The organism is Kribbella sp. NPDC051586, assembly GCF_044453965.1.
Lineage (GTDB): Bacteria > Actinomycetota > Actinomycetes > Propionibacteriales > Kribbellaceae > Kribbella.
Window position 1 is genome coordinate 705,931 of sequence record NZ_JBITDF010000001.1, and the last position, 20,001, is coordinate 725,931.

The 20,001-nt window shown below is 69.5% G+C and carries 21 protein-coding genes and 1 riboswitch; of the genes, 10 read left to right on the plus strand and 11 right to left on the minus strand.

Annotated elements, in window-relative coordinates; all coding sequences use genetic code 11:
* The first annotated feature begins 69 nt into the window (after window positions 1-69).
* Window positions 70-1,299, plus strand: coding sequence for an ROK family protein (locus tag ACIA58_RS03510; protein WP_396402000.1), 1,230 nt, complete (start codon window positions 70-72; stop codon window positions 1,297-1,299).
* Here ACIA58_RS03510 and ACIA58_RS03515 read toward each other — a convergent pair.
* From ACIA58_RS03515 to ACIA58_RS03530, 4 genes are all read right to left on the minus strand, one after another.
* On the minus strand, window positions 1,292-1,459 hold the full coding sequence (locus ACIA58_RS03515; protein ID WP_396402001.1) for a hypothetical protein: 168 nt from the start codon (window positions 1,457-1,459) through the stop codon (window positions 1,292-1,294). The two genes, ACIA58_RS03510 and ACIA58_RS03515, sit on opposite strands and share 8 nt — an antisense overlap.
* Complete coding sequence (locus ACIA58_RS03520; RefSeq protein WP_396402002.1) at window positions 1,456-1,581, minus strand: hypothetical protein; 126 nt, start codon at window positions 1,579-1,581, stop codon at window positions 1,456-1,458. The genes ACIA58_RS03515 and ACIA58_RS03520 overlap by 4 nt, the downstream gene beginning before the upstream one ends.
* A gap of 85 nt (window positions 1,582-1,666) precedes the next feature.
* Window positions 1,667-2,416: an alpha/beta fold hydrolase gene (locus ACIA58_RS03525; protein ID WP_396402003.1), complete on the minus strand. Its 750-nt coding sequence runs from the start codon at window positions 2,414-2,416 to the stop codon at window positions 1,667-1,669.
* Window positions 2,413-3,009 carry a DUF998 domain-containing protein gene (locus ACIA58_RS03530; RefSeq protein WP_396402004.1) on the minus strand — a complete coding sequence of 199 codons (597 nt, stop codon included), beginning with the start codon at window positions 3,007-3,009 and terminating at the stop codon, window positions 2,413-2,415. The genes ACIA58_RS03525 and ACIA58_RS03530 overlap by 4 nt, the downstream gene beginning before the upstream one ends.
* Before the next feature lie 139 nt (window positions 3,010-3,148).
* Here ACIA58_RS03530 and lysX point away from each other — a divergent pair, with 139 nt between their 5' ends.
* Complete coding sequence (gene lysX / locus ACIA58_RS03535) at window positions 3,149-6,475, plus strand: bifunctional lysylphosphatidylglycerol synthetase/lysine--tRNA ligase LysX (RefSeq protein ID WP_396402005.1); 3,327 nt, start codon at window positions 3,149-3,151, stop codon at window positions 6,473-6,475.
* A gap of 193 nt (window positions 6,476-6,668) precedes the next feature.
* The gene (locus ACIA58_RS03540) at window positions 6,669-7,442 is read left to right on the plus strand and encodes a hypothetical protein (protein ID WP_396402006.1); all 774 of its coding nucleotides are present in this window, start codon (window positions 6,669-6,671) and stop codon (window positions 7,440-7,442) included.
* Between the two features lies 1 nt (window position 7,443).
* Here ACIA58_RS03540 and ACIA58_RS03545 read toward each other — a convergent pair whose 3' ends face one another.
* Both ACIA58_RS03545 and ACIA58_RS03550 read right to left on the minus strand, forming a co-directional pair.
* Window positions 7,444-8,079 (minus strand): hypothetical protein, encoded by a 636-nt coding sequence (locus ACIA58_RS03545; protein ID WP_396402007.1) that lies wholly within the window; start codon window positions 8,077-8,079, stop codon window positions 7,444-7,446.
* A gap of 131 nt (window positions 8,080-8,210) precedes the next feature.
* Entirely contained in the window at window positions 8,211-9,041 is an 831-nt protein-coding gene (locus ACIA58_RS03550) for a helix-turn-helix transcriptional regulator (protein ID WP_396402008.1), read from the minus strand.
* A 102-nt stretch (window positions 9,042-9,143) separates the two neighbouring features.
* On the opposite strand from ACIA58_RS03550, the gene ACIA58_RS03555 reads away from it, so the two are divergent.
* Window positions 9,144-9,836 (plus strand): SDR family NAD(P)-dependent oxidoreductase, encoded by a 693-nt coding sequence (locus ACIA58_RS03555; protein WP_396402009.1) that lies wholly within the window; start codon window positions 9,144-9,146, stop codon window positions 9,834-9,836.
* Here ACIA58_RS03555 and ACIA58_RS03560 read toward each other — a convergent pair whose 3' ends face one another.
* A complete protein-coding gene (locus ACIA58_RS03560; protein ID WP_396402010.1) occupies window positions 9,837-11,210 on the minus strand; it encodes an L-serine ammonia-lyase in 1,374 nt (457 codons plus the stop codon).
* A gap of 78 nt (window positions 11,211-11,288) precedes the next feature.
* Window positions 11,289-11,381, minus strand: a riboswitch (glycine riboswitch).
* A gap of 160 nt (window positions 11,382-11,541) precedes the next feature.
* Between ACIA58_RS03560 and ACIA58_RS03565 the strand changes: the two genes are divergently transcribed.
* A complete protein-coding gene (locus ACIA58_RS03565; RefSeq protein ID WP_396402011.1) occupies window positions 11,542-12,951 on the plus strand; it encodes an alpha/beta fold hydrolase in 1,410 nt (469 codons plus the stop codon).
* Window positions 12,952-12,954: 3 nt separating this feature from the next.
* Here ACIA58_RS03565 and ACIA58_RS03570 read toward each other — a convergent pair whose 3' ends face one another.
* The 3 genes from ACIA58_RS03570 to ACIA58_RS03580 all read right to left on the minus strand — a co-directional run bounded on the left by ACIA58_RS03570 (window position 12,955) and on the right by ACIA58_RS03580 (window position 15,630).
* Window positions 12,955-13,182: a hypothetical protein gene (locus ACIA58_RS03570; RefSeq protein ID WP_396402012.1), complete on the minus strand. Its 228-nt coding sequence runs from the start codon at window positions 13,180-13,182 to the stop codon at window positions 12,955-12,957.
* A gap of 192 nt (window positions 13,183-13,374) precedes the next feature.
* Window positions 13,375-14,799: an aminopeptidase P family protein gene (locus ACIA58_RS03575; protein WP_396402013.1), complete on the minus strand. Its 1,425-nt coding sequence runs from the start codon at window positions 14,797-14,799 to the stop codon at window positions 13,375-13,377.
* Between the two features lie 108 nt (window positions 14,800-14,907).
* Window positions 14,908-15,630 (minus strand): GntR family transcriptional regulator, encoded by a 723-nt coding sequence (locus tag ACIA58_RS03580; RefSeq protein WP_396402014.1) that lies wholly within the window; start codon window positions 15,628-15,630, stop codon window positions 14,908-14,910.
* A 97-nt stretch (window positions 15,631-15,727) separates the two neighbouring features.
* On the opposite strand from ACIA58_RS03580, the gene ACIA58_RS03585 reads away from it, so the two are divergent.
* The 3 genes from ACIA58_RS03585 to ACIA58_RS03595 are packed head-to-tail and all read left to right on the plus strand — an operon-like array spanning window position 15,728 to window position 17,921.
* Window positions 15,728-16,480, plus strand: a complete 753-nt coding sequence (locus ACIA58_RS03585; RefSeq protein WP_396402015.1) for a LamB/YcsF family protein — start codon at window positions 15,728-15,730, stop codon at window positions 16,478-16,480.
* The gene (locus ACIA58_RS03590; protein WP_396402016.1) at window positions 16,480-17,085 is read left to right on the plus strand and encodes an allophanate hydrolase subunit 1; all 606 of its coding nucleotides are present in this window, start codon (window positions 16,480-16,482) and stop codon (window positions 17,083-17,085) included. Before ACIA58_RS03585 ends, ACIA58_RS03590 begins: the two co-directional genes overlap by 1 nt.
* Entirely contained in the window at window positions 17,082-17,921 is an 840-nt protein-coding gene (locus ACIA58_RS03595; protein WP_396402017.1) for a biotin-dependent carboxyltransferase family protein, read from the plus strand. The genes ACIA58_RS03590 and ACIA58_RS03595 overlap by 4 nt, the downstream gene beginning before the upstream one ends.
* 9 nt (window positions 17,922-17,930) lie before the next feature.
* Here the strand turns inward: ACIA58_RS03595 and ACIA58_RS03600 are convergent, their stop codons facing one another.
* A complete protein-coding gene (locus tag ACIA58_RS03600; RefSeq protein WP_396402019.1) occupies window positions 17,931-18,905 on the minus strand; it encodes a GlxA family transcriptional regulator in 975 nt (324 codons plus the stop codon).
* Between the two features lie 57 nt (window positions 18,906-18,962).
* Between ACIA58_RS03600 and ACIA58_RS03605 the strand changes: the two genes are divergently transcribed.
* Window positions 18,963-19,595 (plus strand): HD domain-containing protein, encoded by a 633-nt coding sequence (locus tag ACIA58_RS03605; RefSeq protein WP_396402020.1) that lies wholly within the window; start codon window positions 18,963-18,965, stop codon window positions 19,593-19,595.
* Between the two features lie 44 nt (window positions 19,596-19,639).
* Window positions 19,640-19,993 carry a UBP-type zinc finger domain-containing protein gene (locus ACIA58_RS03610; RefSeq protein ID WP_396402021.1) on the plus strand — a complete coding sequence of 118 codons (354 nt, stop codon included), beginning with the start codon at window positions 19,640-19,642 and terminating at the stop codon, window positions 19,991-19,993.
* Window positions 19,994-20,001 lie beyond the last annotated feature (8 nt).

A 20,001-nucleotide genomic window follows, 5' to 3' on the forward strand; every position in this document is an offset into this window, starting at 1 on the left:
GCGGCAATTGGACAGTATTTACGAACGCTCGCTCTCTATACTGTGCGAGTGGCAGGCAAGGGGTCGGACATGAGCAAGGGAACGGTCGGCGGCGGCGGTACGACGATGCTGCGGCGGATCAATGTCGCCTCGGTCCTGGATGCGGTCCGACGATCCGCGCCGGCACCGTTGCGCGTCGCTGAGCTGGTCGAACGCACCGGTCTGGCCAGACCGACCGTCGCGCAGGCCGTCGACGAGCTGCTCGACGCCGGCTGGCTGCAGCAGCACGGCCCCGACTCCGCGGATCGGTCACTCGGCCGCCCGGCGATCCGCGTGTCGCTCCGCGGCCGCGCCGCGCCGGTCCTCGGCCTGGATGTCGGCCCGCACCGCGTCACGGTCGGCGTCTCGGACCTGGCCGGCCGCAAGCTGTCCCTGGTACGCCGCTCCGGCCCCGGCTGGACCGCTCAAGAGCTGCTCGGCGTGATCGGTGAGGTGATCGTGGAGGCGCTCGCGGAGGCCGAGGTGCCGGCCGAGGACGTCGCCGCCGCTGTCGCAGCGAGCCCCGGCATCGTCGACGAGCACACCGGCCGGGTCCAGCTGGTCCCCAGCGTGCCGGGCTGGTCGGCGATCGACCTGATCAAGCACGTCCGCGGTCTGCTCGACTGCCCGGTCATGCTGGACAACGACGCCAACCTCGCCGCACTGGCGATCGCCGCGGCCCGCGGAGGTACCGGCACACTCCTGGCGGTCCAGTGGGGCGAGCGACTGGGCGCGGGCATCGTCATCGACGGTCGGTTGCACCGCGGCACCGGAGCGGCCGGTGAGATCGGCTTCATCGCCACTGGTCCCGATGACGTGATCAACCCGGAGGACAGCCGTGGACCGCTGGAGCGCGCAGTCGGCTCGGAGGCGATCGCCGCACTGGGCCGTCAGGCTGCGCTGGACCACCCGGAGTCGCGCCTGGCCGAGCTGGGCGGCGACCAGCTGGACACCGCGGACGTGTTCGCCGCTGCGGCCGAGCGGGATCCAGTAGCTCAAGCAGTCGTGCAGCAGGTCGCCCGCGCGTTCGCCCGCGCCCTGGCTCCGTCCATCCTCGTCCTCGACCCGACGGCTGTGGTCATCGGCGGCGGTGTCGCCCGCGCCGGCGCGGTGCTGCTGGACGCGATTTCCGACCAGCTCCGACTGCTGACGCTCAACCACCCGAAGCTGGAGCTGTCCGCGCTGGCTGAGGACGCGGTGGTGACCGGTGCGATGCGGATGGCGCTGGACGAGGTGTGGCAGCGCAAGCTCCCCACGCCGGCCATGACCAGCACTACCTAGGTCCCTTCACCACTTTCGCTCCGGGTGCACCGCACCAGCACGTGTAGGTGAGCTCGTACAGCACCTGACCCGCCAGGTCGATCCGGCGGTCCAGGCCGTTCACCATCGTCATCGGCAGCAGCATGCGCCGGTCACACACCGAGCAGGTGATGACGATCATCGCCGGCCCCACGTGTACATGCGGTCGGCGTACAGCCGCCAGATCAAGCGCCCGTGTTCCTGCACGTCATCCAGGAACCAGCGCCACCGCAGACTTCGGCTCACCCGCATCTGATCGCTCATTGTGCACATCCACTACGGATCATCACTGCCACGACTGTTTCAGTAGAATGAGCGTAAGGCACCCACCCCGCGCCGCGGAAGGGATTTACCGCAGGACGGCGGCGGCGATCGCGTCCGGGCGATCCAGATGGACGAGGTGCGCGGAGTCCGGCAGCACCTCGACCGTCCCGCCGAGTACGTCGGCCAGCCGGCGCTGACCCGCGAGCCAGCGGGTCGCGGTGAAGCGGGAGCTGCCGCCGGTCGCGACCAGCAACACGGTCGGAGCGAGCGCGCCGACCGGCCCGGCGATCAGCTTGGACACTTCGGCGGCCAGCTCCCAGCTGCCCGCGAGTTCGTCCCAGAACAGCAGCCACGACGTGTCCGCGCCGTACCTGGACCTCGCGGTTGCCTTCGACAACAGGTCGTGGTTCGACCTGCTGCCGACGCGGACGCTCAATCGCCGCAGCGCCGTACCGATGACACTCGGCAGGCCGACTCGCCCGAGGGACCGCGCCAGCGTCCGGACCGCCCGATCGCCACGCCTTCCTGGGTAGAACGGGCGCCAACCGGTCTCCGAGGTCAGACTCGTGTCCACGAGCACCAGCCGGGTCACCTCGAGCGGCCGGGTCAGCGCCCAGCGCAGTACGGCGAGTCCGCCGATCGAGTGCCCGATCAGTCCGATCTCCGCGTCCGGCGGTACGTCGGCAGCCGCGCGGAGCGCGTCGACGTCCGACGTGATCGGCGTACGCCACGGATCGATGACACGGACGTCCTCGTCCGGCAACAGCTCGACGACCCGGGCGAACTCCTCCGGAGTCTCGGCCAGGCCGGGGACCACGATCCAGATCACTGTCATCGAGACAAAGCTTGCCTCAGACCAGGTAGCAAAGTCCCCAGCAATAAGCAGAACAAGAGCGTGGACGCCCGCTGGAGGATGCCGGGCGCCGCCACCTCCGCACCACTCAGCGTCTCGTACGCGACGACGCATCCGAGCCAGACCTGCGTGATCAGCACTCCACCGGCGAGAGCCGCGAGGAACTTGCTGGTCCAGCCGCAACGACGCAGCACGATGAGCGTGCAGACAGCCATACCGATAGAGCCGACGCCTGCGACCGTCGAAGTCGCCTCGTGCAGGACCGGTACGACGTCCATCGGCGAGAACGAGTCGAACATCGTCCCGAAGGCGAAGACCGCGGCGCTGACCAGCAACCCCGAAAACTCTCGGGCGTGCCGGGCGAGCAGGACGGCCAGCAGCGTCAATGCACTGCTCGACAGGTCCATCGCCCGCGCATACAGGCTGGTCGACTGGTCCCGCGCACCGAGCTCGCTCAGGAACGAGGTGCGGACGTCCAGTGGGAACCCGGCGGCTGCCTCGAGCAGCAGGCTGCAGTAGAGCGCGGCGGCGGCAACCAACAGGTTGCGCACCAGGCGGTACGGGACGGCGACCATCCTCGTCAGCGTGGCATGACAACCAAAGTATTGGCTGTGGCGTCAGGGGTACGGTCGGGGTAGTGCTAGGTCGACCGAAGTCTCACGGAACTAATGGGATGATCGGCTGGTGCGGTCGGAACAATCAGCAGTGACACCGGTGTGGCAGCACCGTTCCGCGGTCTGGGTCGGCCGCGTCGTTGTGCTCGCCTCGGTGTGGTCGTTCCTTGCCATCCCGCTGCACATCGGGGCCCCGATCTTCGTCAAGCACGTCGACATGGCGTTCGATTTCGTCGGCATCCCGGCGGGTCACACGTTCTTCTCCGCCGTCTACCTCGCAGTGGTTGGCAGCGCGTTACTCCGCGGCAAGCGCGCCGCGCTCCTCTGGGTGCTGTGGGTCTTCGAAGCGCTGTGGCTCCTCGGCCTGACCGCGTACATCGCGTTCAGCACGGTCCGGCTGAGCAGTCCGGGCGGCACGGAGTGGCTGTCCGACCTCGACCGGACCACCGTGCAAGATCTCGAATGGGCCATCATCCAGTGGGTCGTCGTCGCCGCCCTGATCGTGCTGTTGTGGAAGATCCGCGGCGCCTTCCCGGCCCGCCTCGCTCCTGGCACCCGCCGGCTCGCGGTCGGCGCGCTGGTGTTCGGCATGCTGATCTCGATCGCGGTCAGCGTCACCCTCACTCAGATCTTCCCGCGGACGCTGAGCGGTCAGCGACAGAAGATCGGCTGGGCGATCATCGCCGCCCTCGGCCAGTCCCGCAGCAAGCTCGGCGGCCACGAAGGACACGGCTGGATCGGCCTGGCGGTCGGCGCGATCTCGGCGGCGTCACTGGTGATCGCGTTCTGGATCTTCCTCCGCTCGGTCCAACGCGTCCGGTACCTGACCCAGGCCGAGGAGCTCGGCGTACGGCGGCTCCTGCTGCTGCACGGCGAGCGGGACTCCCTCGGGTACTTCGCCACCCGCCGCGACAAGGCGGTCGTGTTCTCGCCGGACAACGAGGCCGCGATCGCGTACCGGGTGGTGAACGGCGTCAGTCTGGCCAGCGGTGATCCGCTCGGCGATCCGCTCGCCTGGCCGGCCGCGATCCATCGCTGGCTCGCCGAAGCGCGGAGGTACGGCTGGTCCCCCGCTGTCCTGTCGGCGAGCGAGGAGGCCGCGCAGGCGTATGTCGACGCGGGCCTTCGCGCGTTGTCGATGGGCGACGAGGCGATCATCGACGTCGCGGACTTCACGCTCGAGGGCCGGACGATGCGCCCGGTCCGGCAGGCGGTGACGCGCGTCCAGCGGGCCGGGTACCACGCGGAAGTCGTGCGGGCCGGGGACCTGTCGCCGGAGACCTTGGCGCAGTACGTGCACCTGGCCGAGAGGTGGCGGGGCGCGCGGACCGAGCGCGGGTTCTCGATGGCCCTCGGGCGGCTCGGCGATCCGGCCGACGCGCGGTGCGTGATGGTCATCGCGCGGGACACCGAAGGCGTCGTACGCGGGCTGCTGTCGTTCGTCCCGTGGGGCGTCCGAGGTGTGTCGCTGGACCTGATGCGGCGCGACCCGGAGTCCGCGAACGGGTTGATGGAGTTCATGGTGACCTCGCTGATCGAGGCGTCCCGCGACCTCGGCATCCACCGGATCTCGCTGAACTTCGCGATGTTCCGGGAGATCTTCAGCGACGCCGAGCGGGTCGGCGCCGGCCCGGTACTGCGCCTGACGAACGCGCTGCTCACCGGCGCCTCGCGCTTCTGGCAACTGGAGAGCCTCTACCAGTCGAACGAGAAGTACCTGCCCCGCTGGTCGCCGCGGCTGATGTGCTATTCGCGGGGCGCCTCGCTCGCCCAGGTCGTGCTCGCTGCCGGTACCGCGGAGGGCTTCCTGCCCGCGCCGCGGCCGTGGACCCGGGTCGACAGTGTCGAGGCGGCCGAGCGGCACGCGATCATGGCGGCGGACGGACGCGCGTTCGCGACCGCCGTACGCGAGCAGGAGAACGAGCTGCTGCGGCCGGCGTTGCCGGAGCGCAAGCTCACCGAGCAGGAGCAGATCCGGCGGGCCAAGCTGCTCGAGCTCGTTGCCGCGGGCATCGATCCGTACCCGGTGAGTGTGCCCCGGACCGAGACGCTGGAGCGCGTGCGGGAGCTGTATCCGAATCTGCCGCCGGATCATCACACCGACCACCTGGTGTCCGTGACCGGCCGGGTGATGCGGATGCGCGACCACGGCGGCCTCGCGTTCGCGCAACTGCAGGACGGGGCGATCGAGCTGCAGGTGATGTTCACGGCCGAGGCGTGCGGCGACGTTCCGCTGGAGCAGTGGCGGCGACTGGTCGACATCGGTGATCACGTCAGCGTGACCGGCGAGGTGGTGACGAGCCGGCGTGGTGAGCTGTCGATCGCGGCGACGTCGTGGGTGATGGCGGCGAAGTGCCTGCATCCGTTGCCGGACAAGCGGAAGGGGTTCACCGACCCCGAGGCGCGGGTACGGCAGCGGCACATCGACATGGTGATGAACCCGGACTCGCTGCGGATGATGCAGCAGCGCAGCGCCGCCGTACGGGCCCTGCGCAACGGTTTCGAGGCGCGCGGCTTCATCGAGGTGGAGACGCCGATGCTGCAGGCGGTGCACGGCGGAGCGAACGCGCGGCCGTTCGCCACCCACATCAACGCCTACGACACCGAGCTGTTCCTGCGGATCGCGCCGGAGCTGTTCCTGAAGCGGCTCAGCGTCGGCGGGATGGGCAAGATCTTCGAGCTGAACCGGAACTTCCGCAACGAGGGCGCGGACGCGACCCACAACCCGGAGTTCACCTCGGTCGAGGCCTACCAGCCGTACGCCGACTACCAGGTGATGCGTGAGCTCACCCGCGAGCTGCTGGTCGAGGCCGCGACCGCGGTCTTCGGCAAGCCGGTGGTACGCCGGGCCGACGGCGAGATCGACGTCTCCGGCGAATGGCCCGTCGTCACCGTCCACGACGCCGTCGGCCGGGCGGCCGGCGTGGACCTCGACTCGAACACGCCGGTCGAGCGACTGCGCGAGATCTGCGCGGAGCACCGCCTGCACACGACGTTCGAGATGTCGGCCGGCGAGCTGGTGCTGGAGCTGTACGACGAGCTGGTCGAGCCGAACACCGCCTTCCCGACGTTCTACACCGACTTTCCGCTGGAGACCTCGCCGCTGACCCGCAACCACCGCGCCGACCCGCGGCTCGCGGAGCGCTGGGACCTGGTCGCCTTCGGCGCCGAGATCGGTACGGCGTACTCCGAGCTGGTCGACCCGGTCGAGCAACGCCGCCGCCTGACCGAGCAGTCGCTGAAGGCCGCCGCGGGCGACCCCGAGGCGATGTCGCTGGACGAGGACTTCCTGTCCGCGCTCGAGTACGCGATGCCGCCGACCGGCGGTCTGGGGATCGGCGTCGACCGGGTGATGATGATGCTCACCGGCCAGAACATCCGCAGCACCCTGGCATTCCCGTTCGTCCGGCCCGCACCTAGGGACTGACGGGTACCCTTGCAGCTTGAGGGGTGAGGGGCGACCTGGGGGTAGGGGAATGAGGCGCTGGGCTGCGCTATGTGCCGGGGTGTGTTTGCTCGCGGGTTGTGGGGGCAATCCGGAGAGTTCGCCGAGTGCGACGGCATCGGCTTCGAGTAGTGCTGCGCCGGCGCCGGCATCATCGGTTCCGGTCGCAGGCCCGTTGGGTACGGCGGCGTACCAGGCCGAGCTGACCCGGATCGACCAGGTGCTGGCCGGCCCGGCGCAGCGGCTGGCTCGCGTCCGCACCGCCGAGGGACTGAGCGACGCCATGACCACGCTGGCGGAATCGCTGAACACGATCTCGGTGCGACTGGCCGCGCTCAAGGTCACCCCGCGGCTGAGCGCCGTACACGATTTGCTGCTGGTACGGATCGGCGTGGCGGCAACGCAACTGTCGGGGCTGGCGGAGGAGACCGAGGACGACGCGCGGTGCGGCGGAGTCGCGTACACCTCACAGAACGTCCAGCGTCAACTGCGCGCCGACCTCGGTCCCGCACTCGTCATGCAGCAGCGCCTCAAGCTGACGTTCGGCAAGACGCTGCCCAACCCTGGCCCTGCGCCTGAGCAGGTGCGCCCGGACAGCGGCGAAGTCCTGGTACGACGCGGCCCGACCGGATCGGGGCAGCTCAAGATCACCAACGGCACGGCGAAGGACGTCGCGGTCTCGATCGTCACCGACGGCCGGCCACCCAGCAGCCCGCAGGTGATGGTCTACATCCAGGCGACCAGGACCACGACCGTGAACAAGATCGGCGGGGCCTACCACCTCTACTTCAAGAGCGGCTCGAGCTGGGACCCGGACCAGCGCAAGTTCCGGTCGGACTGCGCCTTCAAGAAGTTCGACCAGACCTTCGGCCGCAACCAGGGCTGGCAGGTCAACCTCCGACCCACGGCCGGCGGCAACGCCGACACCACCGAGGTCGAGGCCTACTGACCTACAGCCCCAGCTTGTCCAGCAGGGAGCCGAGCAGGCCGACCAATCCGCCGCCACCCGGGTGGTCCGGGTCGTCCGGAGTGGTGGGCGGGCTGGTGGGGGTGGTGCTGGTCGGCGGCGGCTCGGTCGGGGTGGACTTTGTCGGGTGGCCGCTCGGAGTGGTGGTCGGGCGGTGGCTCGGCACGGTGGTCGGTGCGGTGGGTGGCGCGGTCGGCGGCACGGTTGGCGGCACGGTCGGCGGCCGCCGGGTCACCGATGTCGTCGGCCCGGTCGTCTCGGCGATCTGCGGGACCGGCGTGGCCGGGGCGAGCGTGGAGTACGGCGCCGTCGGGTGACCGGTCGAGACCTGGATCCCGCCAGGCGTGGTTGCTGTCGGCAACTGCGTCGGCAGGACGGTGGGCGTCGCACCCGGCGTCGGGGTCGCCGTACGCGGAATCGCCGGTACGTTCTGGGTCGGCTGACCTGGCTGCAGACCCGCGACCGGGCTGGCCGGCTCCGGACCGCGACCCCAGATCCCGAGCAGGACGAGCACAAGGCAGCCGAGCAGCAGGACGACGAGGCCGGCAACGGCCTGCCGACGATGCCGCGGGTTCTGCCAGGGCGGGCGGCGGGATGCCGTGGCAGAGATTGGCTTCACAAGGCCCGCAGATTATCGGTCGAAGAGTCGATTCAAACAGCCCTTGGAAGAAATTCCACGAAAGAACTTCATATTCCAGTAATTCCGGACCGGCTACGCGACCGTAGGAATGCAGTGCGTTAGCTGATTGCTCAGGTCAGGGCCTGCAGACCGATGACCGACAGCAGCCGGAGCTTCTCGGCGGCCTCGGTGTTCGGTGCGGCGGTGTACACGACGATGCGCAGATCGCTGCCCGGGACCGCGAGGACGTCGCAGTCGATGGTGAACTCGCCGACCTCCGGATGCCGGATGGTCTTCCGCTCGGACCGATGGAAGCCGACGACGGGATCGGCCCACAGTTGCGCGAAGTCGTCGTCCCGAGCACGGAGCTCGTCGATCAGCGCCCGCAGGCCGGCGTCGTGCGGGTACCGCGCGAGCGACGCCCGCAGATCCGTCACCATCGCGATCCGGAAATCCCGCTGCTGTTCCGCTGTCTGTACGACGCGATCGCCCGGCGCCACGAAATGCCGGTAGACGATGTTCCGCCACCGGCCACTCCACTCGGACGGATCGCCGATCACGGCAGCGAACAGCGAGTTCCAGGTGATCATCGTCCACGCGGCATCGCACACGCACAGTGGTGCGCCGTCCAGCTGATCCACGATCCGCTGCACCCCGGGCGGGATGTACGCCGAGATGCGCCCGGGCGACGGCGCGACCTCGCCGGCGAGCCCGAACAGATGGTTGCGCTCGGCATCGGACAGCCGGAGCGCCCGCGCCAGCGCGGTCAGCACCTGCGCGGACGGCGAGTCCGATCGCCCCTGCTCGAGCCGGACGATGTAGTCGACCGACAACCCGGCCAGCTGGGCCAGTTCCTCGCGCCGCAACCCCGGCGCCCGCCGCCTGCCGCCGCCCGGCAGTCCGGCCTGCTCCGGTGTCACCCGGTCGCGCCAGGCGTGCAGCGTCCTGCCGAGCTCACCCATGTCCCCAGTATTCCGCGCCCGCTCCACATCAGCCTGGTACTGCCATTCCTTAGGACATGGTGGGTACTACCTCGCCCGGACCGCCGGCGAGAGGCTCGACTCATGACCACGACACTCATCACCGGGGCGAACAGAGGCCTCGGCTACGAAACCGCCCGGCAGCTCATCGCGGCCGGACACACTGTCTATCTCGGCGCCCGCGACCCGCAGCGCGGCAAGCAGGCGGCCGCCGATCTCGGAGCGCAGTACCTGCCGTTGGACGTGACCAGCGACGAGTCGGTCGACGCGGCCGCGGAACAGCTGGATTCCCTCGACGTGCTGATCAACAACGCCGGCATCCCCGGACCGCACAAGGAGATCCGGGATCTGACCGCCGACGACTTTCACGAGGTGTTCGACCTGAACGTGTACGGGCCGGTGCGGATGATCCGCCGGTTCCTGCCGTTGCTGGAGCGCAGTGACAACCCGGTGATCGTGAACGTCTCCAGCGGCCTCGGCTCGATCGCCACCGCCGTGGATCCGGACGTCGCGACCAACGTGCCCGTCTGGGTGCCCGCCCCGGCGTACGGCTCCTCGAAGGCAGCGCTCAACATGCTGACGGTGCAGTACGCTCACCAGTTGCCGAACCTGCGGATCAACACCGTCGACCCGGGCTACACCTCGACCGACTTCAACGGCCACAGCGGATACCAGACCGTCGAGGAAGGCGCGGAGATCATCGCGCGGCTGGCGCAGATCGATCAGACCGGGCCGACCGCGGAGTACCTGAGCCTGCACGGCACCGTCGCCTGGTGATCAGCACTCGATGACGTTGACGGCGAGGCCGCCGCGGGACGTCTCCTTGTACTTGATCTTCATGTCGGCACCGGTCTCGCGCATGGTCTTGATGACCTTGTCGAGGGTGACGACGTGGACGCCGTCGCCGTGCATCGCCATCCGGGCCGCGTTGATCGCCTTCACCGAGGCCATCGCGTTCCGCTCGATGCACGGGATCTGCACCAGCCCGCCGACCGGGTCGCAGGTCAGCCCGAGGTTGTGCTCCATCGCGATCTCGGCAGCGTTCTCGACCTGTTGCGGCGTACCGCCGAGGACCTCGCACAGCCCGGCGGCGGCCATCGAGCAGGCGGACCCGACCTCGCCCTGGCAGCCGACCTCGGCGCCGGAGATCGACGCGTTCTCCTTGTAGAGCACGCCGATCGCGCCGGCGGCCAGCAGGAACCGGACGGCGCCGTCCTCGGTCGAACCGGGCACGAAGCGGCGGTAGTAGTGGAGCACGGCGGGAATGATGCCCGCGGCACCGTTCGTCGGCGCGGTGACGATCCGGCCGCCGGAGGCGTTCTGCTCGTTCACCGCGAGCGCGAACAGGTTGACCCAGTCCATCACCTTGAGCGGATCCACCGACCACGGATCTTGGGTCAGCTTCGTGTGCAGTGCGTGCGCCCGGCGCGGCACCTTGAGGCCGCCCGGGAGGATGCCTTCGGTCTCACAGCCCTCGCGGACGCAGTCCTGCATCACCTGCCAGATGTGCAGCAGGCCATCGCGGATCTCGTCCTCGGTCCGCCAGGCCAGCTCGTTCGCGAGCATCACCTCGCTGATCGACAGCTGCGACTCGCGGCACCGGTCGAGCAGCTCCGCGCCGGTGGTGAAGGGGTACTTGAGCGGGGTCGTGTCCGGCACGATCCGGTCGCCCGCGGCGGCGTTCTCGTCGACGACGAATCCGCCGCCGACCGAGTAGTAGGTGCGCTCGCGCAGTACGGCGCCGGTCTCGTCGCGGGCCACGAAGACCATTCCGTTCGGGTGGTACGGGAGAGCCTTGCGGCGGTGCATGACCAGGTCGGTGTTCTCGTCGAACGCGATCTCGCGGCCGCCGGCCAGCACGATCCGGCCGCGCTCGCGGATCGTCTCGACCCGGGCGTCGACCGAGTGCGTGACGACCGTCTCGGGGTCGGCGCCCTCGAGGCCGAGCAGGACTGCCTTGTTGCTGCCGTGACCGTGGCCGGTCGCCCCGAGCGAACCGAAGAGCTGGGCCTCGACGGTCGTCGTCGCGGCGAGCAGGCCGTCGTCGGCGAGGCCGAGTGCGAAGGTGCGGGCGGCGCGCATCGGTCCCACGGTGTGGGAGCTCGACGGGCCGATCCCGATACTGAACAGGTCGAAGACGCTGATCGCCATCGTGCGGAGGTTCCTTCCGGTCGCCGTTGACCGTTGGTGTCCTCCCCGCTCTGTCAGGCAGATGCCTTCCAGAGGTGCCTCGCCCGTGCGGTGAAGGTGCCTGAGAGATTCTTGGGGAGAGTTGCTCCTACGGCGCCCGGTTCAGGCCCGGGTCTCTCCCGCACGGGTTCATGCGGCTGTTGAATTGAGTGACGGTCTGGACGGTACGGCGGTGCGCCCGCCAACGTCAATCCGGCCGGCCCGGACCCCAGTGAGCCCCCATGCCGCGATGGGGGTCACGCGGGGTTCGTCCCTGATGACGGCAGCAAGCGATTGCCGAAGGATCGTCGGCATGAAGTTCATCCGACGCGCCCTGGCCGGCGCTGTAGTACTCGGCGTCGCGACCGCCGGGCTGACGACGACCGCCTCCGCTGGTCCCAGCCTGGTGCGCTGGGCCGATTGCAAACCAGAAGGTGACGACGATCCCGCGGTGGTGAAGGGCTCGCAGTGTGCGACGCTCCAGCTGCCCGTCGATTGGCGGAACCCGAGTGGGCCGACCTTCGACCTGGCGATCGCCCGCCGGACCGCGAAGGGCGACCGGATCGGCGTCCTGGTGTTCGGGCCGGGTGGGCCCGGCGACTCCGGCGTCGACCGCATCAAGACAGGGATCAGCCGGTTCAGCACAGATCTGCAGGACCGCTTCGACATCGTCAGCTTCGACCCGCGCGGCGTGGCCCGCAGCAATCCGGTGCAGTGCTCGGCCGCTCTGCTCGCCAAGCAGCCGTCCCCGATCATCAAGAGCACGACCGAGTTCACCGCGACGATCAGCTACAACAGGCAGCTCGCCACGGACTGCCGCGAGCACACCGGTCCGCTCTACGACCACATCGACACCTGGCAAACGGTGCGCGACGTCGACGCCATACGCCGGGCGCTCGGGGAGTCCAGGATCTCGTTCCACGGCAGCTCGTACGGGACGCTGCTCGGTGCGCAGTACGCCGAGACGTACCCGAACCGGGTCCGCGCGATGGTGGTGGAGAGCGTGATCGACCATGGCTCACCTACTACGAAGACCTTCCTGGACGACCAGGCAGCCGCGGCGCAGGACTCGTTCGACGAGTTCGTGAAGTGGTGCGACGCCGCGACGAGTTGCGCACTGCACGGGCAGGACATCCGCGCGCTGTGGGCCGGACTGCTGGCGCGGTCGAGTGATCCGTTCAAGTTGAGCTTCCAGGTGTTCAAACTGCTCTACGACCCGCAGTGGAGGGCACTGGCCCAGACGTTGAAGGACCTGGAGACCCCGTCAGCTGCCGCCGCCCCGACTGGGCTCGCGCAGTACCCGCTGGCGGTGTTCTGTCAGGACTGGAACCTTCCGGTGAAGGACTACCGCGCGTACGCCGCGCACCTGCAGCGGCTCGCGCGCAACAACCAGGACATGCGCTACCCCGGTCAGCTGATGGCAGTGTCGATCTGTCTCGGTGCACCGAACGCGAACAACCCGCAGCACGTGCTGAAGGTCCGTGGGCTCAAGACGCCGGTGCTGCTCGCCAACGCGATCCATGACCCTGCTACGCCCTACAGCATGGCGCAGAGCGTCCAGCGTCAGCTCGGCCGAGCCGGCGTGCTGCTGACGTACGAGGGCTGGGGACACGGGAGCTACAACTCGAGCCCGTGCATGCAGACCACGATCGACGACTACCTGATCGCGCGCGACGTACCCAGGCGCGGCAGCAGCTGCGCGGCCGTGCCACCAGTCGGGTGAAGCTCAGACCGGTACGCCCGTGACTTCGAGGACGCGGTCGAGCTGGTCCCCTCGGACCAGCCGGCCCGCCATCAACCGGAGCTCGGTGCAGGCGGTCTCCAGCGCCTGCGCCTGGGTCCGGCAGTTGTCGACGAACCAGAACGGGTCGTCGGGCTGCGGATCGTCGGCGTCGTCGATGTCGGCGTACCAGTGCCGAATGCCGTAGTGGACTACTCGCACCCGTAGATTCATGATGACTACTCCCCGTACCCGGGGATGCTGGGTCCCCCCTGGCCCCAGTCGGGGCCGCCTCGGCCGGGCACGTGGAACGCGGCCCCCCACTAGCCACGCGCCCGGCCGAGTTCGACCCTCCCCCGCTCTGTACATCGTGCTGAGCGGTCCGGTGTTACTGGTGGTGACGCTTAATTTTGAGCGATCGCTTGATTACTTCAGGTGTGAGCGGGTCCACTGCTCCAGGCCGTCGGTGGTGATCGGGAGGTCCTCGGTGAGGATCTCCAGCCGGTCGGAGTGGACGACGACGTTGTCCTCGATCCGGATGCCGATACCGCGCAGCTCCGGCGGTACCGTCTCGTCGTTCGGGTGGAAGTACAGGCCCGGCTCGACCGCGAGCGCCATACCGGCCTCGATGGTGCCGGCGAAGTACGCCTCCGGCCGGGACGCGTCGCAGTCGTGTACGTCGAGGCCGATGTAGTGCCCGGTCCCGCAGACGATGTACCGGCGGTGCTGCTGACCGTCCGGGCCGAGCAGCTCGTCGATCGACGCCTCGAGCAGGCCCCAGTCCCGCAGCCCCTCTGCCAGCACCCGCAGCGCCTCGTACTGGAAGGCGCGGTACGGCGCTCCGACCTTGACCGCCTCGAGCGACGCGAGCTGCGCCTTGTGCACCAGGTCGTGCACCTGCCGCTGCGCCGCGGTGTACTCACCGGTGGCCGGGAACGTCCGCGTCACGTCAGCGGTGTACAGCGTGCGCGTCTCGACGCCCGCGTCCAGCAGGATCACGTCGCCCTCGTTCACCGGGCCGTCGTTGCGGACCCAGTGCAGCACCGGCGCATGCTTGCCAGCAGCAACGATCGACGCGTATCCGACGCCGTTGCCCGCGGTCCGCGCGCGCCGGTCGAAGGTGCCCTGCAGCCAGCGCTCACCGCCGCCGCGGATCGCCTCCGGCAGCTCACTGGCCACGTCGCCGAACGCGAGCACGCTGGCCGCGACCGCGTCCCGCAGCTGGTCGAGCTCCCAGTCGTCCTTGATCCGGCGCAGCTCGGCGAGGGTCTGTCGCAGCGCGTTGCCGTCGGTCGGCGAGGTCCGTACCAAAGCGTCCAGCATCGGCTCGACGCCGGGCACCGACAGCATGAACGGGACCGCGCCACGCACCGCCGCGGGCAGCTCCTCGAGCGGGCGGCAGGCGATCTGCAGCGCGTCCGACCAGTCCTTCAGGCCCGGCACCGGGCCGATCCACAGCTCACCGTCGCGGGCGTTCGCGAAGAAGTCCGCCTCGTCCGGGCCTGCCGTCTCGCGCAGGTACAGCGTCGCGTCGCCGTCGCCGGAGATCACCAGTACGGCACCCTCGGCCTGGCAACCGGTCAGCCAGACGAAGTCGCTGTCGGCGCGGAACTGGTAGTCGGTGTCGTTCGACCGGACCGGCGCCCGGCCGGCCGCGAGCGCGATCCGCCGTCCCGGCAGCGCCGCCGCGAGCTTCCGCCGGTGCTCGGCGGCCGCCTCGGCGAGCCCTTCCGGCACCGACACCGAGCGGTCCACCGGCCCCCAGCCACGCGAGATGAAGTCCCGGAAGCCCTTGGCGTCGATGGGGCGGTACGACTTCGGCGTTTCTTCGGTCCGGGCGTCATCGGACATGAGTGAGCTCCCCTTTGCAGCTGACGGTGTCAGGGGCGTGTGCGCTGGACCACCCACACGCCCTCCCATCAACTCAGGTACTGACGGGCGCGCGCAAGCCCGTATCGGCTAGCGGGACCGGAATGCGGCGAGGATGGCCTGCTCGGAGTGCAGCAGGTACTCGTGCAGGTCGGCGGCTGCCTCGTCGTACTTGCGGGCCTCGAGCAGCTCGAACAGCCTGCGGTTCCGCTCGATGTACGGCTCGTGCAGCTCTTGCGGGGTCGCGATCACATGGAAAAGGAGCCGCAGCTCCGCGAGCAGACGGCCGGTCATCGCGTCCATCCGGGAGCTGTCGGCCAGACCGATCAGGTGCTCGTGGAAGCGCATGTTCGCCGTACCGACGACCGGCCAGCGATCCGCGCGGGCAGCGGCCTCGGCTGCCTCGACGTCGTCCTGCAACGGCTCGAGGCGGCTCGCCGGCAGCTCCGGGTCGCGGTCCGCGAGTCCGCGGACGACGTCCACCTCGAGGACCCGCCGGAGACGGTAGAGGTCGATCACGTCCTGCTCGTCCAACTCGGGGACGAACACCCCACGATGCAGCTTGTAGACCAGCAGCCCTTCGTGGGTCAGCAGCCGGAAGGCCTCGCGCAGCGTGTTCCGGCTGACCTCCAGGACCTCGGTCAGCTCGATCTCGGAGAGTTGGGCGCCGGGCGGCAACGCACCTTCGGTGATACTGCGGCGAAGGATGTCGGCGGCGCGCTCCGCGGAGCTGCTCCGATCCAGTCGCGCGACGTCCGCGGCGACGGTCCGCAGCCACGCCTGACGTTCGGTCCCGGCCCCACCCGTGTTCATCTCCGCATCATCCCGCACAGCAAGGACGAGGAAAAGTAGAACAAGCCTCTTGCAGGATTGTTGAACAATCTCTAGGCTCGGTCGCGGGAGGTGGCGCATGGACCTCAACGCGGACATGGGCGAAGGTTTCGGTTCCTGGTCGATGGGTGACGACTCGGCCTTGCTCGAGGTGGTGACGAGCGCGAACGTGGCCTGCGGCTTCCACGCCGGCGATCCGTCGATCATGCGTCGGGTGACCGCCGAGGCGGTCGAGCGTGGCGTCGCGATCGGGGCCCATGTCGGGTACGCCGACAAGCCCGGCTTCGGGCGGAGGTTCCTCGACATCGAGCCGGCCGCGCTGCGCGACGAGGTGGTGTACCAGCTCGGTGCGCTGGGCGCGTTCGCCCGGATCGCGGGCGACCGGGTGCGGTACGTGAAGCCGCACGGCGCGCTGTACAACACGATCGGCCACCACGTGGAGCAGGCGACCGCGGTGGTCGAGGCGGTCGCGGAGTACGACAAGACTCTTCCCGTGCTCGGCCTTCCGGGCTCGGCGTGGTTGCGGCTCGCCGCCGAGGCCGGTCTGACCGCAGTACACGAGGCCTTTGCGGACCGCGCGTACACCCCTGAGGGGACGCTGGTTTCCCGGCGCGAGGCTGGGTCCGTGCTGCATGACGCGGACGAGATCGCGGCCCGGTGCACGGCGATGGCGACCGGGCAGCCCATCCAGGACAGCTCTGGTGGCTCGCTGGTGGTCGACCCGACGTCTATCTGCGTTCACGGTGACACCCCTGGTGCCGTCGACATCGCTCGGCGCGTGCGTGGCGCGTTGGAGGGAGCGGGCGTCACCCTGCGCCCGTTCACCGGCTGATGCGACTTCTCCCGGCGGGCGACCGAGCGCTGCTGGTCGAGCTCGACGACCTCGACCAGGTGCTCGGGTACTACGCGGCGCTGACCGCGGATCCCCCTGCCGACGTCGTCGACATCGTCCCGGCCGCGCGGACCGTGCTGGTCACCACAACCGGCGACCTCGCCACCTTGTCGCGGACCCTGCACGAGCTGACGCCCACCCAGGACCGCCGGACAACCGGCGACCTCATCGAGATCCCGGTCATCTACGACGGGTCCGACCTGGGCGACGTCGCCGATCTTCTCGGCTGCAGTGAGGACGACGTGATCGCCCGGCACACCGCCGACGAGTGGACGGTCGCCTTCTGCGGCTTCGCCCCTGGATTCGGCTACCTGACCTCCACCGGCGACTGGAACATCCCTCGCCGGTCATCACCGCGGACGAAGGTCCCGACGGGCGCGGTCGCGGTGGCCGGCGAATTCAGCGGCGTCTACCCGCGCGAGTCCCCCGGCGGCTGGCAGTTGATCGGCCGGACGACCGCGAAGATCTTCGACCAGGAGCGCGACCCTGCCGCGCTGTTCCATCCGGGCCGTCGGGTCCGGTTCGTCGACGCGGATCGTGGATGACCAGCCTGACCATTCTCGAACCGGGGCCGTTGGCAACAATCCAGGACCGGGGTCGAGCGGGCCAGGCGGCACTCGGCGTACCGGCGTCGGGGGCCTGCGACCGGACCGCCTACGAGCTGGCCAACCGCTTGGTCGGCAATCTCCCCGGCGCGGCCGCGCTCGAGGTGACCTTCGGCGGTCTGGCGCTGCACGCCGACGCCGACCTGGTGGTCGCGATCACCGGCGCCCCGTGCACCGGCGTGCCTTTGAACGCGCCCGCCGCCGTCCGATCCGGTGAGCTGCTTCGCCTCGGTACGCCGTCTACCGGTCTGCGCACGTACGTCGCCGTCCGCGGCGGGATCGACGTACCGCCGGTCCTCGGCTCGCGCTCGACCGACCTGCTGTCCGGCCTAGGGCCTGCTCCTTTGACCGCCAACCAGACGCTGCCCGTCGGACGCTCCGTCGAACCGATGCCCGGCGTCGACCTGGCTCCCGTGGCACATCCGGCCGGCGGTGAGGTCGTGCTTCGGGTGACCCCCGGCCCCCGGCGGGACTGGTTCACCGACGCCGGCTGGTCCGCGTTGAGGTCGCAGACGTACCACGTCAGCAGCAACAGCAACCGCGTCGGCGTACGCCTCGACGGCTCACCCCTGGAGCGCGCCCGCACCGACGAACTGTCCAGCGAAGGCATGGCCCGCGGCGCGATCCAGATCCCACCGTCCGGCACCCCGGTCATCTTCCTGGCCGACCACCCCGTCACCGGCGGCTACCCCGTCATCGCCTACGTCGCCGACGCGGACCTGGACGCCTGCGCGCAGGTGAGACCCGGGCAGCCCGTCCGACTCGTCTCACACTGACGGTCTTGTTCAGGTCGTCCGGAAGCGACGGAGGTACTCCGTCGGCGTGGTGCTGAGGTGCTTGGCGAAGGCGCGGCGCAGGGTCTCGTCGCTGCCGAGTCCGCTGAGGCGGGCCGCTTTCGTGATGCTGTGGCCGTCGAGCAGTAACTGCTGAGCCCGGTCGAGTCGCACTCGCTCGACCCAACGGCCTGGTGTGGTGTGGAACTCGCTGCGGAACAAGCGGGTCAGGTGCCGCGGGCTGACGGCCGCGGATGCCGCCAGGTTCGGCAGGGCGTGGTCGCCGGCCGGATCCGCGACGACGGCCTCCGTCACCACGCGCAGCGGATCGCTGCGCGCCGGCGGCGTGTCCAACGCAGTCGAGAACTGGGACTGCCCGCCGGGCCGTTGCAGGAAGACCACCAGCTCGCGGGCAGTTGTCCGCGCCAGCTCGGCGCCGTAGTCGAACTCGACGAGCGCCAGCGCAAGGTCGATGCCGGCGCTGATGCCTGCTGAAGTCAGGTAGCGGCCGTCGGTGATGTGCAGCGCGTCGGGCTCGACGTTCACCTTGGGGTACTTCCGCGCCATCGCGGCCGCGTGCCGCCAGTGCGTCGTCGCCTGCCGTCCGTCCAGGAACCCGAGAGCCGCGAGCACGAACGCCCCGCTGCACACCGACGCCACGCGGCCGGCCTGCGCCGCGACCGCCTCCGTCACCTGCAGGAGCTCATCCGGAACACCGTCGACAAGCTGATCGGCTCCCGCCACCACAACCGTGTCCACCGAGCCGGCCTCCGCCGCGGTGAGGACCCCTGCCAGCACCACGCCCGACGCCGTCGTCACCTGACCACCTGAGGCCGAGACCAGGACCGTCTCGTAGCGCCGGGCGTCACGGTTGGCTTGATGCAGCACTTCGAGCGGCCCACTCACGTCGAGGAGCGTCACCCCGTCGTACACCACGAAGGCGACCCGGCGTGTCCGAATCTGTGGTTCATCTGTCGATAGGGACATGGCAACAGCGTAGCCGCTACCGCGAACCTGGAGTCCTAGCCCAGAAAGGCAGGACACATGACCGAAGAGATCGCCGGGGTCCGGATCCCCGACAGCACGCTCGCCCGCGAGGCCACCGAACTGGTCCGCGACGTAGCGTCGCCGTTGCTGTTCGACCACTCCCGCCGGGTGTTCCTGTTCGGCGCCCTCCGCGGCCAGGACCTCGAGTTCGACGCCGAACTGCTGTACGTCGGGGCGATGTTCCACGACCTCGGCCTGACCGAGCGCTACCGCCGTGTCGACCAGCGCTTCGAGATCGACGGCGCCGACGAGGCCAGGCGGTTCCTCCACCAGCACGGCGTCACAGGCGAGAGCGCCGACCGGGTCTGGACCGCGATCGCGCTGCACACCACGCCGGAGATCCCGCTCCATCTGGCGGCCGAGATCGCGCTCGTGACCCGCGGCGTCGAACTCGATGTCCTCGGCATCGGGTACGACACCATCACCGACTCGCAGCGTGCCGCCGTTACTTCTGCGCACCCACGTCCGGACTTCAAGAGCCGGATCCTCGAGGCCTTCACCGAGGGAATCCAGGACCGGCCGGCGACGACGTTCGGCAACGTCAAGTCCGACGTCCTCGAACACTTCCTGCCCGGCTTCCACCACACCGACTTCGTCGACGTCATCAAGAACTCCCCCTGGCCCGAGTAGGACGTTGCTTGTGAGGGGGACGGGGAGCGGCGAGGATGTGCGGTATGACGGAGAGTTCTGGAATCCCGGGCATCGACAGTACTGTCCCTCCGAGCGGCACCGGCTGCGTCGAGTGCCTGCAGGCCGACGGCTGGTGGTTCCACCTCCGCCGGTGCGCCCAGTGCGGTCACATCGGCTGCTGCGACTCCTCCCCCGCTCAGCACGCCTCCCACCACGCGGCCGACACCGGCCATCCCATCGTCCGCAGCTTCGAGCCGGGCGAGGACTGGTTCTGGCACTACGGCGAGTCCGAGTACTACAACGGCCCCGACCTGACCCCGCCGATCTCCCGCCCGGAAGCCCAATCGGTTCCCGGCGGCAACGTCCCCACGGACTGGCAGTCCAAGCTCCACCGCTGAGCGAGAAC

What these genes read in the sequence shown, in the direction of transcription:
- ACIA58_RS03510 (WP_396402000.1), top strand. Translation starts at nt 70, where the DNA reads ATGAGCAAGGGAACGGTCGGCGGCGGCGGTACGACGATGCTGCGGCGG.
- ACIA58_RS03515 (WP_396402001.1), bottom strand. Translation starts at nt 1,459, where the DNA reads ATGATCGTCATCACCTGCTCGGTGTGTGACCGGCGCATGCTGCTGCCG.
- ACIA58_RS03520 (WP_396402002.1), bottom strand. Translation starts at nt 1,581, where the DNA reads ATGAGCGATCAGATGCGGGTGAGCCGAAGTCTGCGGTGGCGCTGGTTC.
- ACIA58_RS03525 (WP_396402003.1), bottom strand. Translation starts at nt 2,416, where the DNA reads ATGACAGTGATCTGGATCGTGGTCCCCGGCCTGGCCGAGACTCCGGAG.
- ACIA58_RS03530 (WP_396402004.1), bottom strand. Translation starts at nt 3,009, where the DNA reads ATGGTCGCCGTCCCGTACCGCCTGGTGCGCAACCTGTTGGTTGCCGCC.
- ACIA58_RS03550 (WP_396402008.1), bottom strand. Translation starts at nt 9,041, where the DNA reads ATGGGTGAGCTCGGCAGGACGCTGCACGCCTGGCGCGACCGGGTGACA.
- ACIA58_RS03555 (WP_396402009.1), top strand. Translation starts at nt 9,144, where the DNA reads ATGACCACGACACTCATCACCGGGGCGAACAGAGGCCTCGGCTACGAA.
- ACIA58_RS03560 (WP_396402010.1), bottom strand. Translation starts at nt 11,210, where the DNA reads ATGGCGATCAGCGTCTTCGACCTGTTCAGTATCGGGATCGGCCCGTCG.
- ACIA58_RS03565 (WP_396402011.1), top strand. Translation starts at nt 11,542, where the DNA reads ATGAAGTTCATCCGACGCGCCCTGGCCGGCGCTGTAGTACTCGGCGTC.
- ACIA58_RS03570 (WP_396402012.1), bottom strand. Translation starts at nt 13,182, where the DNA reads ATGAATCTACGGGTGCGAGTAGTCCACTACGGCATTCGGCACTGGTAC.
- ACIA58_RS03575 (WP_396402013.1), bottom strand. Translation starts at nt 14,799, where the DNA reads ATGTCCGATGACGCCCGGACCGAAGAAACGCCGAAGTCGTACCGCCCC.
- ACIA58_RS03580 (WP_396402014.1), bottom strand. Translation starts at nt 15,630, where the DNA reads ATGAACACGGGTGGGGCCGGGACCGAACGTCAGGCGTGGCTGCGGACC.
- ACIA58_RS03585 (WP_396402015.1), top strand. Translation starts at nt 15,728, where the DNA reads ATGGACCTCAACGCGGACATGGGCGAAGGTTTCGGTTCCTGGTCGATG.
- ACIA58_RS03590 (WP_396402016.1), top strand. Translation starts at nt 16,480, where the DNA reads ATGCGACTTCTCCCGGCGGGCGACCGAGCGCTGCTGGTCGAGCTCGAC.
- ACIA58_RS03595 (WP_396402017.1), top strand. Translation starts at nt 17,082, where the DNA reads ATGACCAGCCTGACCATTCTCGAACCGGGGCCGTTGGCAACAATCCAG.
- ACIA58_RS03600 (WP_396402019.1), bottom strand. Translation starts at nt 18,905, where the DNA reads ATGTCCCTATCGACAGATGAACCACAGATTCGGACACGCCGGGTCGCC.
- ACIA58_RS03605 (WP_396402020.1), top strand. Translation starts at nt 18,963, where the DNA reads ATGACCGAAGAGATCGCCGGGGTCCGGATCCCCGACAGCACGCTCGCC.
- ACIA58_RS03610 (WP_396402021.1), top strand. Translation starts at nt 19,640, where the DNA reads ATGACGGAGAGTTCTGGAATCCCGGGCATCGACAGTACTGTCCCTCCG.